Below are 12199 nucleotides of genomic sequence, written 5' to 3' on the forward strand. Positions count from 1 at the left end.
GTCTGTACCGGAGTGGCGGGTGCCGTCATGTCCGTCTGTACCTGAGCGGTGGGTGCCGTCATGCCCGCACCCGGTCCGCGAGGGACGCCACCGCCGGCCGTACGGAGCCCGCCCCGGTGACGAGTTCGAGGCGGCGCTGTTCCACCAGTTCGAGGACGTCGGGCATCAGCGCGGGCACCCAGGCGTCCTCCTGGCCGGTCGTCACGCTCGCGCCGGGGCGTGGCGGCGCCACGGCCACGTTGCGCCGGGCGTGCAGGGCCGTCCAGTGCAACTGGTAGGCGGCGCTGTCCAGGCCGCCGGGCGGCAGCGCGGGCGCCAGGACGACGGGCACGGTGGCGCACTGCGCGGCGAGCATCGCGGGCGTGTCGGCGAGGCCGAGGGCCAGCCGGGCGATGAAGTTCAGCGTCGCCGGATAGACCACGATCGCCTGCGCCCACCGCTCCCACTCGACGTGCCTGGCCACGCTCTCGTCGTCGGGCCAGGCGTCGAGGAACACCTCGCCACCGCTGCGACCGGCCAGCGCCACCCTGGTCACGAAGCGTTCGGCGCTGCGGGTGACCACCACCCGGATCTGAAGATCCGGGTAGGAGGCACGGAGCCACTCCACCCAGAACGGCAGGTCGGCCGCCGAGACCGACCCGGTGACGACCAGCAGCATCCGTGAGATCCCGAACGCGGGGACGCCCTGATACTCGAAAGGCCGCGGGTTCACGCCGTCACCTCCCTCAGGATCGTTTCCAGCTCGGCCAGCGCCACGGGCAGGCCGTACAGCTGGCAGACCCCGGTGATGTTCAGCACGATCTCGTCCACCCCGGCCGTCCGGTACTCCCGCAGCGCCGCCCGCAACTCACCGGGGTCACCGCTGACGAAGGCGTTGCTCGCGACCACGCCCTTGGCCGTCACGGCGAGGTTGCCCGGATCGACCTCGATCCCCGACCGGCGGAGCATGTCCTGGTAGTGCGGCATGGAAAGGTGGCCGGAGTTGGCCGCCAGCACCAGGTCGGCCGGGTCGCGATCGGGCGCGCTCAGGGCCACGGGCACGATCGCCGCGAGCCGGGGCACCGGCCGCCCTGCCGCCCGAGCGCCCTCGCGGAGGGCGGGCACGATCACGTCTCGCAAGTAGCCCGCCGGGGTGAGCCAGGTGATGGCGACGTCGGCGAGTTCTCCGGCCAGCCGTGCCATCGCTGGCCGTAGCACCCCGAGGCCGAGCTCCACCCGGGGACCGGGCTGCCAGCCCATGTTGATGCGGCAGGAGAAATACTCACCCTCGTGTTCGACGGCCTGCCCGGCGAGCAGCCCGCCGACGATGGTGAGATACTCGCGCACCGCGGTCAGCGGGCTGGCGTAGGGGGCGCCGAGCACGCTCTTCTGCAGTACGGCCGCGCCCGGTCCGAAACCGGCCACCACCGGATGCCCCGTCGTCACCGCCAGCGACCGAGCCTGCAGCGCGGCCTCAAGGGGGTGCCGGAACGGCATCAGCGTCACGCCCGTCCCGACCGGCACCCGGAAGCCGGAGGCCGCCGCGTAGGTGAACGTCTGGTGCGGTTCGAGGATCAGCGACTGGCCCTGCCAGAGTCTCGTGGCCGCGCTGTGCTGCACCAGGGCCGCCACCGGCAGCACGTGCTCGGGCCGGGTCGGCATGAAGGGCAGCAGGACGGAGAAGGTGGTCACGCGCCGGCCCCGTTCGCTCCGGCGAGCATCGCCTCCGGAGCCCTCAGCAGCTGCCCGCTCACCAGCTCGATGTATTCGGGGGAGTTTCCGAGCAGTTCGGCGTGGGTCCCCTCGGCGACGACCCGTCCCCGATCCAGGACGATCACCTGGTCGGCGTGCTGGACGGTGGAGATGCGGTGGGCGACGACCAGCACCGCCCGGTCCCGCGCGAGCTCGTCCACGACCTCGCGCAGTTTCCCCTCGTTGACGCTGTCCAGCTGGGAGGACGGTTCGTCCAGCAGGACGAGCCGGGCGTCGGTGAGCGCCGCCCTGGCCAGCGCCACGCGCTGGCGCTGTCCGCCGGACAGGTCGTTCTCCCCGCCCAGAACCGTGTCCAGCCCATCGGGCAGGCGCAGGATCTCCTCCTCCAGGCCGACCTTGGCCAGCGCCGGCAGCAGCACCTCGTCCGGCAGCAGGTCGCTGTGACCGAGGGAGAGGTTGGCGCGAATGGTGTCGCGTAGCAGCGTGAAGGACTGGTCGACGTAAGCGATCTGGCTGCGGAGCGTGTCCGTCGGGATCCGGGTCATGTCCTGGCCGAAGACGCGCACCTGGCCGGACTCGGGGGTCACGAAGTGCTCGACCAGCCCGAGGATGGTGGACTTGCCCGCGCCCGAGAGCCCGACCATCGCGGTCAGCCCGGAGGAGGGAACCGTGAAGTCCACCCCGTGCAGCACCGGCTGGTCGCCGTAGGCGAAGGTGACCTGCTCGAACTGGATGGCCGGTGTACCGGGGTGAACGCTCTCCCCGACCGCCTCCGCGACCGTGCCCGTCTCCAGATCCTCGTTCTCGGCCGGAAGAGTGAACAGCTGGCTGAAGCGCTGGCGGGCCATCAGCCCGGCCTGGACGTTGGAGGCGCCCGAGGCCGCCAGGATCAGCGGTGCGGTGAGCTGCAGGAGATAGAGCAGGAACGCCACGAACTCGGCGAGGGTCAGCTCGCCGGAGAGCAGTCGGGCGCCTCCTCCGACGAGGACGGTCAGGAGCGCGACCTGCTGCCCCAGGTTGATCACCGGGATCATCAGCGACTCCATGCGGGCGACCTGGACGCCGAGCTTGGACAGGTGCTCCGCCCTGTCCGCCAGGGTTCGCGTCACCCGGTCCTCGGCCCGATAGGCCTTGATGATCGTCAATGCGTCCAGGGCGGTGATGAACTGCTGGGTCAGCTCTCCGAGGTTCTCCTGCATCGCCCCGTACTTGCGCCGCAATCCCATGATCACGGCGATGATGATTCCCACGGCGACCGTGAAGCCGCCCATCGTGATCAGAAGGAGCACCCAGTCGAGGAACCCCATGATGATCAGGGTGCCCACCAGGGTGATGAGCGCCATCGGCAGCTGGATCGGCCCGATGTCGATCGCACCCTTGAGCTGCATCGCATCCGAGGTCAGCCGGGTGGCCAGGTTCCCGCTGCCCTCCCGGCGCGCGTCGGACAGGCGCAGGTCCAGCGACTTGCGCATGGTCTGGATCCGCAGCCGGCAGATCAGCCGCTCACCCAGCCTCGACAGCAGATAGGCCGCCAGCGTTCCGGCCAGCGCCGCGCCCAGCCCGACCCCGACCATGGTCAGCGCCGGCCAGGTCAGGCCCTTGTTCGCCTGCACCGTGCCGACCAGTGCCGCGACCACCAGTGGCAGCGAGAGGGTGGCCGCCGCGGAGAGGAGCGCGAGCACCCCTATGGCCAGCACCTGGCCGTACCTGCCGGAGACCAGCTCTCGCATGATCTTCAGGTCTCCGGGGGGGAACTCCCTGCCCGGAGTCGCGTTGCTGACAGATTTCATGACATCCCGCCTTCCCGGGCATCGCGCATGGCCGCTCGGGCCTTGACGATCCCGCCGTGTTGGAGGAGCCCTCCGCTGTAGATCCGGGCACCGATTCGGAGCAACGCCACGATCGCCACCAGCGTGAGAACCACCGCGACGGTGATCTCCCACCAGGGCACCTGCTCGGTCGCCATCCGGACCGGCATGACCGACGACGACAGCCCCGGTACGAGCGAGAGGATCCGGGTCAGTGTGTCGTTCACCCCGGAGAACGGCACGAGTGCGGCCAGGAGGCTTATGGTCTGCAGGAAACTCACCGGGCCGGCCGCGTGCTGGATGTCCTCCTGCCGGGAGATCAGCGATCCGGCCACGGCCCAGAGCGTGGCGAAGAGGAAGTAACCGGGGACGAACCAGGCGATGACCAGCGCCCCCATGCCGATGGCGTCCGCGGGTGCGTCGACGAGGCCGACGAGCAGCGCGACGGTCAGGCCGCCTGCCACGATCGCGGTGATCTGCGTGAGCGCGACCACTCCGATCCCGAGGACCTTGCCCGCCAGGAGGTGCCAGGCCTTGACCTTCGCCAGCAGGATCTCGACGATGCGGTTGGACTTCTCCTCAAGCACGCCCTGGGCTATCCCCTGGCCGAACATGAACATCAGGAAGAACAGCACCATCACCCCGATGGCGGCCGTCGTCGTGCGCTGGGCGGTGCGTTCCGCGTCCGGTTCCAACGCTCTCACCGTCGGCGGTGCCACGTTCAGCACCGCGGAGACCTCCGGCTCGCCGAGCCCCCTGCTCCGCAGCCGCTCGGCCAGGGCGACCGCCCGGTGCGCCTCCCGCAGGGGCGCCGCCAGAGAGTCGGGGATCTTCTCGAGGACGACGACGTCCTGCCCGTTGAGCAGCGCCGCATCGACCTCGCCCTCCCGGACCGCGGTCAGCGCGACGTCGGCGGTGCCGTACGGCACGGCTTCGATCACCGACCCCCGCGCGTCCGCCTGTGCCCGCAGCGCCGCGGTGAACTCCGGCTGCGTGCCGACGACGCCGAGCCTGGAGGGGCGGGCGTCGGCGGAGAAGAGGGTCTGGACTCCGAGCGAGGCGGAGAACACCACGACCATCAGGGTCAGTGAGATCCACAGTTCCTTGCGCTGGAACTGGGTGACGATCTCGCGACGCGCGATCATCCGGATCAGGGTGAATCCGGTGGGTGGGTTGTTGTGCTCCACCTCCGGGCGCGACTGCGTCGGCTGTGTCATCTGCGTCGTCATGTCGTCACCGTGTCCCGGAAGACCTCCGCGAGCGTCGATTCGCGCCGGCCGAAGTATTCGAGGTCTCCGAGGGACTGGGCGGCGGCGAGCACCTCGCGGACGTCGGTCTCCGGTCCCACTTCCAGGGTGACCATGTCTTCCCTCTCGGTGACGATCCTGACCCCGGGAAGCGTGTGCGCCCAGTTCTCCGGGGCGCCGGTCAGGGCGATCTGCAGCTGACGGTGACCGGTGCTCCGCCGGAGTTCGGCCACGGTCCCCTCGGCCACCAGGGCGCCGTCGCGGATGATGCCCACCCTGTCGCAGAGCCGTTCGACGAGGTCCAGCTGGTGGCTGGAGAAGATCACCGGGGTGCCGCGGCGGCTGAACTCCGTCAGCGCGTCGGCCATCGCGTCCGTCGCCACCGGGTCCAGGCCGGAGAAAGGCTCATCCAGGATCAACACGTCGGGGTCGTGGATCAGCGCCGCGATCAGCTGGATCCTCTGCTGGTTGCCGAGCGAGAGCCGCTCCAGCGGGTCCTTGGCCCCCATGTCCACGCCGAGTCGTTCGATCCACTCGTCCGCGCGGCGCCTGGCGACATTCGTACGGACCCCGCTGAGCTGCGCGAAGTAGATGAGTTGGTCGCGCGGGCGCATCTTGCCGTACAGGCCCCGCTCCTCGGGCATGTAGCCGATGCGGCGGCGGATGCCGGCGTCTATCTCCATGTCGTTCCAGAGAACCCGGCCCGCGTCCGGGGACAGCACGCCCAGCGCGATCCGCATCGCGGTGGTCTTGCCGGAGCCGTTCGCCCCGCAGAAGCCGAAGAGTTCGCCGGGCTTGACCGTGAAACTCAACCCGCGCAGCACCTGCTTGCCGGAGAAGCCCTTGGTGAGTCCGTCGAACTCAAGCATGCCCGGCCCCTTCTGGAGCCCCGAGGTCCGTGCCGGTGTCCGGGCCGGCAGCGGAGAACTCCACCAGGGACCGGACCGGGGTGCTCGGACCTTCCCAGGTGACCTGGAGTCCGGCCGATCTGCCCAGCTCGTGCAGCTGGTCGACGGTGCGCACCGGGGTCGCCACCGCGGCGGCCACGACCAGGTCGGTGCGGGCCGCACCCGGTGCGGAGGGGGGGATCTCCATGCTGATCTCGGCGAGGAGCACCTTGCCCTCCGGCCCGGCCGCCGCTCCGCACGCGCGCAGGATGGCGACCGCCCGCTCGTCGTTCCAGTCCGCGAGGATCCCCGAGAGCAGATAGACGTCGTGGCCCGGGGGAAGAGGGTCGAAGAAGCTGCCCGAGAGGGACCCGCCCCGCTCGGCCAGGCCGGCCTGCGCGATCCTCTGCTCGGCGATGCGCGCGACGTTCGGCAGGTCCAGTACGGTGCCGTGCAGGTGAGGGTGGTGGGTGAGGAGCTCGATGAGGAGCGTCCCGTTGTTCCCGCCCACGTCCATGACGCGGCGTACGCCGCTCCAGTCGTAGCCCTTGATGATCAGCTCCGCGTCCCAGCCGATCTGGGTCGGGCCCTCCGCCTCCAGCGCCTGGACGAAGGCCGGATCATTGTTGATCTCGTCCCAGTACTCGCGGCCGAAGACGGCGGAATAGCACGGATCACCGGTCCGCACGGTGTGCAGGAGGCCCACGAGCCCGAGCTCGACCCGGCCGAACAACCCCTCCGCGCTGAGGAACTGGCCGACGCTCTGCGGCACGTCCCGCCGGAGCGGCTGCCCCAGGTCCAGGACCGTGTACACCCCTGCGTCGTCCACGCCGAAGACACCGAGCTCGACGAGATAGCGCAGGAGCTTTCCGAGCATGATGGGATGCGCACCCGTACGCTCCGCCAGCAGTTCCGCTGTGATGGAGCTTTCCGCGATGTGATCGGCGAGTTTCAGGGCCGCGGCGACACGGATCGCGTTCGGCCTCAGCAGGTCCGCCATGTCCAGCAGGATTTCGACGCTTGATCCGTTTGCCATTGTTGCGCCCTCTCGTCCCTCATATCTGGTGCGCACCGCCACATTTCATCGAGCCATGTAGGCTTTTCCACCGACCATGGCTCCGCAGATTGGCGCTGCGGAGCCATGATCAGTGTTTAAGCGGACGATCAGCCGCCACCCGGGCCGCCGGTCGTGATGTAGCTGAACGCGAAGCTCGCCAGAGCGCCGCAGAACGGAGTGGTCGCAGGGGCGTCAACCGCTGCGGCGACGTTCAGGTCCGAGATATCGGCATACGACCGGTATCCGGTGACCATCTCCTCAATCAACATCGTCTCCTTCATGTGAATTCACCTCCTTTCAGTAGTCGAGGTTCGGGGTTTGTGGGGGCTTGGTGGTCGATCAGCAGCCGATGCGGTAGGTGGCCCCGCCGGCGGCGCTGGCCGCGGCGCTGGCGCAGTACCACGAGCTGGCCACGCTGATCGCGACGGAAGCGGCGCACACGGGGGTGGTGGCGGGGGCGTCGACGCTTGCCGCGATGCTGAGTTCATTGGCGCTGGCGTAAGCGTTGTAGCCGGCGACGAGCTCCATCATCGAGGTGCCATTCGTCATCGTTCTCTTCCTTCTCTTCGGAGTCGCTGAAGCCAAAACAGGAAGGGCGTGCACTCACTTCCTGCAATCGCTTCAGAAGAGCGGCGTGTCCTCTCGGGACGGCGCCTCCGACGAGGTCTGATTGCGAGCCGGATCGGCCGGATCGATATTGCTCTCGGCGAACCTTGCGAGAATCGCCGTCTCCCGGTCGGTGCCTTCTCTGGCACTGTCCAGAAGAGCCTGTGCCAGCACGCCGGCGCGGTGCTGCCCGAAGCTGAGCCCCCGCATCGCCGGGCGGGCGTCATCGGGTTCCCAGGCGATCGCGACCCCGGGACCGATTCGCCGGCAGAAGACCGAGACCTCCTCACCGACCCCCGGGCTCCCGCCGACCAGTTCGGCGAGTCCGGGGATGATCTGCCATGCCTCCGGTCCCAGATAGACGACCAGGGCGTCACGCCGCGGATATATCAGCGACGAGGAGAGCACCTTGGCCCGATAGCGCGTCCGGTGTTCCTCCAGGTGGGTCAGGACACGTCCCCACACCGACGCCGCACTTCGCCGATCGCTCAGGTGCACGTACATCCGGAGCGTCTCGCGCGACTCCGCTCCCCCCGCGGAGCCGTCGGCCAGGAAAAAACCAGGCGACAGCGCGGGGCGTGACGGCGGCACCGCCAGTGTGACCTGCTGACCGGGCACCCACGGCCCCGTCGTCTGAACCGCGTCCCGTGGGATCCAGACCCGTACGCCGTCCCACTGAACGAGCACGTCCGGCGTGACCTCGGTGACCTGCTCCGGCACGAAGCGGACGACCGCCTGGACCGTTGTCCTCGCGTGGGGTACGGCGGCGGCCAACTCCTGCTCGAATCCCGCCTCCCGGAGCCTTCTCGGGACCTGCGTCCCCTCGCTCCGCATGCCGGCGTGCAGCACCTCATAAAGCGTCGAGGCGAGAAGCGACTGCAGTTCGCGGGGATTGTCCGCGGTGAGGTCACGGTCGAATACCGTGGCCGTCAATTGATCCGCGGAAACCTTGATCTCGTCCAGCGCGGATATCAATGCGGCAGGCAGAGAAACAGTGCCAACATTCATTTCTATTCCCCCAGCCCTATCGTTGAGGCGAATTTACGCGGTTCCAGCAGTATCTTTCGCCCGATTCCGGCCGCAGCCCTTTCGATGCCAGATATTCTGGCTCTTTGAGGACTGCTTGCAATCATTCGGTCCAGCATGTGCCAACCGGCGAAAGCCGTCGCACGCTCGGCGAGTTCCGCATCCACCTGCTTGCGCTTCCCCAGGTAAGCGCGCCAGAAATTCTGCACCCTCGGCCGCAGGCGTTCGATTTTCTCGGCGCCCCGCCGGAGCACCGCATCGTGGTCTAAATCGATATCGATGAATACCGAGTCACCGCGGGAGGTCACGATGTCGAGAACGGATCGATAGAGCCATTCCCCGGCGAAACTCCCGATGTCGCGAGCCGCGTCCGCGAGCCGGAACTCCTCCCAGTCCGCGATGTAGACGAGGTCGCGCACGATGATGAACTGGTCGACGCGGAGATCGCAGTGGGAAGGAACCTTCGGAGCCTCGCGCTCCCTACGGCAGAGCTCCACGATCGCTTCGATCAACGCCGTGTCGTTCTGCAGGAGGCGCCAAACCTCCAGCTCAGCGAAACTGAAGTTGTTGAACGCGCGGAGCGTCAGGCCCTGCTGCAGCACGAGTGCCGGCAGAGTGGGGGCGGATTCGTCGAGCTCCTCCCCTTCCGGGGGGACACCGTCGTGCAGTGATCCGATCGCCTCACCCGCCGCCCGGGCCAACTCGTCGTCAAAGGTCTCGTCGACCATCAGCTTGGCGCCGCTCATCCCGGCGTCAACAAATTCGAAGGCTACGAGCCGGGCATCCATGTCGATTCCCAGAAATGCCGGGGATCGGAGAGCCGGTTTGTTGACCAGGCCGACGAAGTTTTCAAAGGAGAGCATGCGGCGCATTCTGGCCTGCACGTCGTCCGGCGACCCATCAAGTCGTTTGACGAAAACTTTCCGGCCGCTGTCGGTGAGGCCTGCCCAGGTGTCGTTTCTGCCGACCGGCGCCGTCAGCGATTCGCGATGGAAGTCACCGGCTCCCAGCTTTCGCAGAAACATGTCGACTTCGGGGACCAGGTCGAGGTTGATAGGTGCGAAACCAGGATTTTTTCCGTCCGAGCCAGATTCCTTCGAATCTCGGGAAGAAACATGATCCACGGCCGTGCCGCCCATATGGCCCTCCCTCACATTTTTGTGAGAACCGCGTGAAAAGCGGCTCGACGTGAAGGTACAAGTCGGGCAAGACGGCAATCAACGAATCTTTGGATCTCTTGAGGTAAATTTAATTATCGGCGTCACCGCGGGCAGCGGGGGCAGGGCCGGCGGAGCACGCGAATGCTGAGGCGATCGAGCAGGCGGTGCAGGTCACGGGTCGATCGCGTACGGCGTGAGGTCGGGTCTGACGCGTGACGAGGCCCCGTGGAGCGGCGGTTCTCACATCAAGTTCTGGGTGAGTACGCCGGCTCCGGGCGCCGTCTCACACGTCGTGGCGGGTCCGTCCGCCCAGAAGGTCCAGAGCCGCCTCGGACGGGCTGCCGGGCTCGGCCTGAAAGACGATGATTTTCTGGCCGGGGGTGCTGTCGATGGTCAGCACCTCCATGGAGGTGAACACGTCGCCGACCTCGCGGTGGTGGAAGCGCACGGGCGCGCGGGTCCTGGCCTCCACGTCGTGGCGATCCCACAGCCGGCGAAACTCCTCGCTTTCGCGTGACAGCTCCTCGACCAGCTCGATCACGAACGCGTCGGTGCCGGCCCCCGCCGCGGCCCGCAGGTGGGCCACCTTGGAATGGGTGTCGGTCTCCCAGTCCAGGTAGAACTCGTGTGCCGTGGGGTTGAGCAGGGCCAGCCGGAGCAGGTTGTCGTTGTGTTCCAGTCCCTCGTAGAGAGCGGTGGCCATCTTGTTCTTGACCAGCACGTCCAGCCGGTGGTTCACCACGTACGCCGGCGCGTGTTCCCAGCTCTCCAGGAGCCGCAGCACGTTCGGGTGGACCTGATCGACCGGGGCGACCGACCTGCGCGCTGAGGCCTGGGGGTGTGCGAGTGCGTGCAGGTGCGCCGCGGCGTCGGGACCGAGATCCAGTGCCTGCACCAGGGCATCGAGCACCTGCATGGACGGATTGCGTTCGCGCCCCTGTTCGAGGCGGATGTAGTAGTCGTTGCTGACCCCGGCCAGCATCGCCACCTCCTCCCGGCGCAGCCCCGGAGTCCGGCGGTAACCGGAGTCCACCAGCCCCACCTGCTGGGGGGTGGTGACCTCACGCCGAGCGCGCAAGAACTCACCCAGGAGCTTATCGCGGTCCATTTCATCACCGTATGTCGCAAATCCACCAATAAGGTGGTCACATCACTCCCTGGTTCGGCCATCGCCGCCCCTTCGAGCTTCCAACCGTGATGCTCTTTCCCCAAGGAGGCGTCGGCCGGCGGTCTTGTTTCGGCATGGAGCGGATCATGCGGGCCGGTCCGCCCCCTTGCGTCCTTCTCGCCGGATCGGCCGAACGCCTCGAAAGCTGGAGCTGACATTCGTGGACGGCGCATGCAAGGTGGCTCGCCTGGGAAATGATGCCGTCATGACCTTCTCGGAAGCCCTGCCTGAGACAGACGAACAGATCCAGCGATACGTCGGAATGGACCTGATGGCCGCCAGAGCGGAGGCCGAGGCGGCCGGTTGGGCCGTCGTGCGACTCCTTGAGGAGCACATGCCCCGCACGATGGACTACCGGCCGGACCGGATCAACCTCACCACCGATGGCACGACGGATCGGTTCAACGCCTCCAGCGGGACCGGCATCGTGATCGAGGTCGACAACGGCTGACGCTCGGCGTCGGCGGAGGTGCTCACGCCGGCACCTCCCACGAGGGAACCGGGTGGACTCGTCCACCGAAGATGCGGGCGATCCCGGCGAGACGGCGAGGCGTGGGCGGTCCCCAGGGCTTGACGAGGGCCCGGACCTCAGGAGACACGGCCAGCTCGGCCAGCGTGACGAGGCGGGCGGCGTAGGCGTCGTCGTGGGACAAGAGGTCGCCGTGGGTGCGAGATGCGGAGTCGCGGCAGGCGCTCATCCGCCGGCCTCGCCCGTGTGGACGACGACGGCCGGGGATGCGGCGAGAGGGGACGTGCCGGTGCTTCGTTTCATGGGGAGCCTTACCTGAAGGGCGAGGCCCCGACCATAGCCCTATGAATTTATATCGGTACGTTTAGTAGCCAATATGAAATTCGCGAGCATTTTTCACCTTAGTGTCGGCGCCCCCGAAGCAATGGCCAGGGGCAGGGCAGCCGAGCGATGGGCCGCATCCTCGCCGGGCCACTGCGGGGGCACCCGTCGTTCGCGGAAGCCGACGATCTCCTCTACGTCTCCCCATCGCACCTATAAGATCGCTTTTCGACCTTTCAGTCGATAAACGCCGGAACGGCATCTGTTTCAACCGGTTCAAGCAGTTGCGCGCCCTGGCCACCGGCTATGACGGGATCGCCTTCCCCCGCGCCGTCGCCGCTACCATTGCATCACTCCTGCTCTGGCTCCCGGGATGACCATGAAGGTAGAGCCCGGGAGCAAGTCTTACGATTTCCTGGCTAAATGCCCTTTCTGGCAGAGAGAGGCTTAAAAGCCCCATAATCTAGGCTCATGCCAGAACGGGGTGAAGATCAATCAGGGATTGCGTCCAAGATCATGCGGCTTGTCGCCATTGGGGCGGCGGTGGGCGTGCTGGTCGCGGGGGTCGCGTTGCCGGCCGTGGGAGGCGCGGGCCTGGGAATCATGTCGGCGACCAACGAGGTGAACCTCAAACCAGAAGACCTCACCGAACCGCCACCGGCCGAGGTCACCGTCGTACAAGACGCCCGCGGCAACGAGATCGCACGGTTCTACGAGGAATACCGCGAGGTCGTCACGCTCGATGAGATGGCCGAGGT

Annotated in this window: 13 protein-coding genes and 1 pseudogene; 2 read left to right on the plus strand and 12 right to left on the minus strand. The window is 67.5% G+C overall.

Going from position 1 to position 12199, the window contains the following annotated elements:
- Nucleotides 1-58 precede the first annotated feature (58 nt).
- The 11 genes from CHC08_RS26770 to CHC08_RS26815 form a co-directional block, all read right to left on the minus strand.
- Nucleotides 59-712, minus strand: a complete 654-nt coding sequence (locus CHC08_RS26770; RefSeq protein ID WP_245878595.1) for a flavoprotein — start codon at nucleotides 710-712, stop codon at nucleotides 59-61.
- Nucleotides 709-1671 carry an LLM class flavin-dependent oxidoreductase gene (locus CHC08_RS26775; RefSeq protein WP_179282229.1) on the minus strand — a complete coding sequence of 321 codons (963 nt, stop codon included), beginning with the start codon at nucleotides 1669-1671 and terminating at the stop codon, nucleotides 709-711. Before CHC08_RS26775 ends, CHC08_RS26770 begins: the two co-directional genes overlap by 4 nt.
- A complete protein-coding gene (locus CHC08_RS26780) occupies nucleotides 1668-3482 on the minus strand; it encodes an ABC transporter ATP-binding protein (RefSeq protein WP_089210128.1) in 1815 nt (604 codons plus the stop codon). Before CHC08_RS26780 ends, CHC08_RS26775 begins: the two co-directional genes overlap by 4 nt.
- Nucleotides 3479-4729: an ABC transporter permease gene (locus CHC08_RS26785; protein ID WP_089210129.1), complete on the minus strand. Its 1251-nt coding sequence runs from the start codon at nucleotides 4727-4729 to the stop codon at nucleotides 3479-3481. The genes CHC08_RS26780 and CHC08_RS26785 overlap by 4 nt, the downstream gene beginning before the upstream one ends.
- On the minus strand, nucleotides 4726-5616 hold the full coding sequence (locus CHC08_RS26790) for an ABC transporter ATP-binding protein (protein WP_089210130.1): 891 nt from the start codon (nucleotides 5614-5616) through the stop codon (nucleotides 4726-4728). The genes CHC08_RS26785 and CHC08_RS26790 overlap by 4 nt, the downstream gene beginning before the upstream one ends.
- Complete coding sequence (locus CHC08_RS26795; RefSeq protein WP_089210131.1) at nucleotides 5609-6670, minus strand: methyltransferase; 1062 nt, start codon at nucleotides 6668-6670, stop codon at nucleotides 5609-5611. The genes CHC08_RS26790 and CHC08_RS26795 overlap by 8 nt, the downstream gene beginning before the upstream one ends.
- A 128-nt stretch (nucleotides 6671-6798) precedes the next feature.
- Nucleotides 6799-6972, minus strand: a complete 174-nt coding sequence (locus CHC08_RS49760) for an LxmA leader domain family RiPP (RefSeq protein WP_162642253.1) — start codon at nucleotides 6970-6972, stop codon at nucleotides 6799-6801.
- A 58-nt stretch (nucleotides 6973-7030) separates the two neighbouring features.
- The gene (locus CHC08_RS26800) at nucleotides 7031-7240 is read right to left on the minus strand and encodes an LxmA leader domain family RiPP (RefSeq protein WP_089210132.1); all 210 of its coding nucleotides are present in this window, start codon (nucleotides 7238-7240) and stop codon (nucleotides 7031-7033) included.
- 72 nt (nucleotides 7241-7312) lie between these two features.
- Entirely contained in the window at nucleotides 7313-8230 is a 918-nt protein-coding gene (locus tag CHC08_RS26805) for a T3SS effector HopA1 family protein (protein WP_143653360.1), read from the minus strand.
- A gap of 77 nt (nucleotides 8231-8307) precedes the next feature.
- Complete coding sequence (gene lxmK, locus CHC08_RS26810) at nucleotides 8308-9462, minus strand: class V lanthionine synthetase subunit LxmK (RefSeq protein ID WP_089210134.1); 1155 nt, start codon at nucleotides 9460-9462, stop codon at nucleotides 8308-8310.
- Nucleotides 9463-9766: 304 nt separating this feature from the next.
- On the minus strand, nucleotides 9767-10591 hold the full coding sequence (locus CHC08_RS26815; RefSeq protein WP_089210135.1) for a helix-turn-helix domain-containing protein: 825 nt from the start codon (nucleotides 10589-10591) through the stop codon (nucleotides 9767-9769).
- Nucleotides 10592-10856: 265 nt separating this feature from the next.
- Here CHC08_RS26815 and CHC08_RS26820 point away from each other — a divergent pair, with 265 nt between their 5' ends.
- Nucleotides 10857-11102 (plus strand): hypothetical protein, encoded by a 246-nt coding sequence (locus CHC08_RS26820; RefSeq protein WP_089210136.1) that lies wholly within the window; start codon nucleotides 10857-10859, stop codon nucleotides 11100-11102.
- 22 nt (nucleotides 11103-11124) lie between these two features.
- Here the strand turns inward: CHC08_RS26820 and CHC08_RS26825 are convergent, their stop codons facing one another.
- Entirely contained in the window at nucleotides 11125-11349 is a 225-nt protein-coding gene (locus CHC08_RS26825; protein WP_089210137.1) for a hypothetical protein, read from the minus strand.
- Nucleotides 11350-11957: 608 nt separating this feature from the next.
- Here CHC08_RS26825 and CHC08_RS26830 point away from each other — a divergent pair.
- A pseudogene (locus CHC08_RS26830) lies at nucleotides 11958-12199 on the plus strand (transglycosylase domain-containing protein); the annotation flags it as partial.

It is taken from the genome of Streptosporangium subroseum, from assembly GCF_900188345.1.
GTDB classification, from domain to species: domain Bacteria; phylum Actinomycetota; class Actinomycetes; order Streptosporangiales; family Streptosporangiaceae; genus Streptosporangium; species Streptosporangium subroseum.

Coding starts and splice junctions, on each gene's coding strand:
- CHC08_RS26815 (WP_089210135.1), bottom strand. CDS start 10,591: ATGGACCGCGATAAGCTCCTGGGTGAGTTCTTGCGCGCTCGGCGTGAG.
- CHC08_RS26800 (WP_089210132.1), bottom strand. CDS start 7,240: ATGACGAATGGCACCTCGATGATGGAGCTCGTCGCCGGCTACAACGCT.
- CHC08_RS26785 (WP_089210129.1), bottom strand. CDS start 4,729: ATGACGACGCAGATGACACAGCCGACGCAGTCGCGCCCGGAGGTGGAG.
- CHC08_RS26825 (WP_089210137.1), bottom strand. CDS start 11,349: ATGAGCGCCTGCCGCGACTCCGCATCTCGCACCCACGGCGACCTCTTG.
- CHC08_RS26790 (WP_089210130.1), bottom strand. CDS start 5,616: ATGCTTGAGTTCGACGGACTCACCAAGGGCTTCTCCGGCAAGCAGGTG.
- lxmK (WP_089210134.1), bottom strand. CDS start 9,462: ATGGGCGGCACGGCCGTGGATCATGTTTCTTCCCGAGATTCGAAGGAA.
- CHC08_RS26820 (WP_089210136.1), top strand. CDS start 10,857: ATGACCTTCTCGGAAGCCCTGCCTGAGACAGACGAACAGATCCAGCGA.
- CHC08_RS26795 (WP_089210131.1), bottom strand. CDS start 6,670: ATGGCAAACGGATCAAGCGTCGAAATCCTGCTGGACATGGCGGACCTG.
- CHC08_RS49760 (WP_162642253.1), bottom strand. CDS start 6,972: ATGAAGGAGACGATGTTGATTGAGGAGATGGTCACCGGATACCGGTCG.
- CHC08_RS26780 (WP_089210128.1), bottom strand. CDS start 3,482: ATGAAATCTGTCAGCAACGCGACTCCGGGCAGGGAGTTCCCCCCCGGA.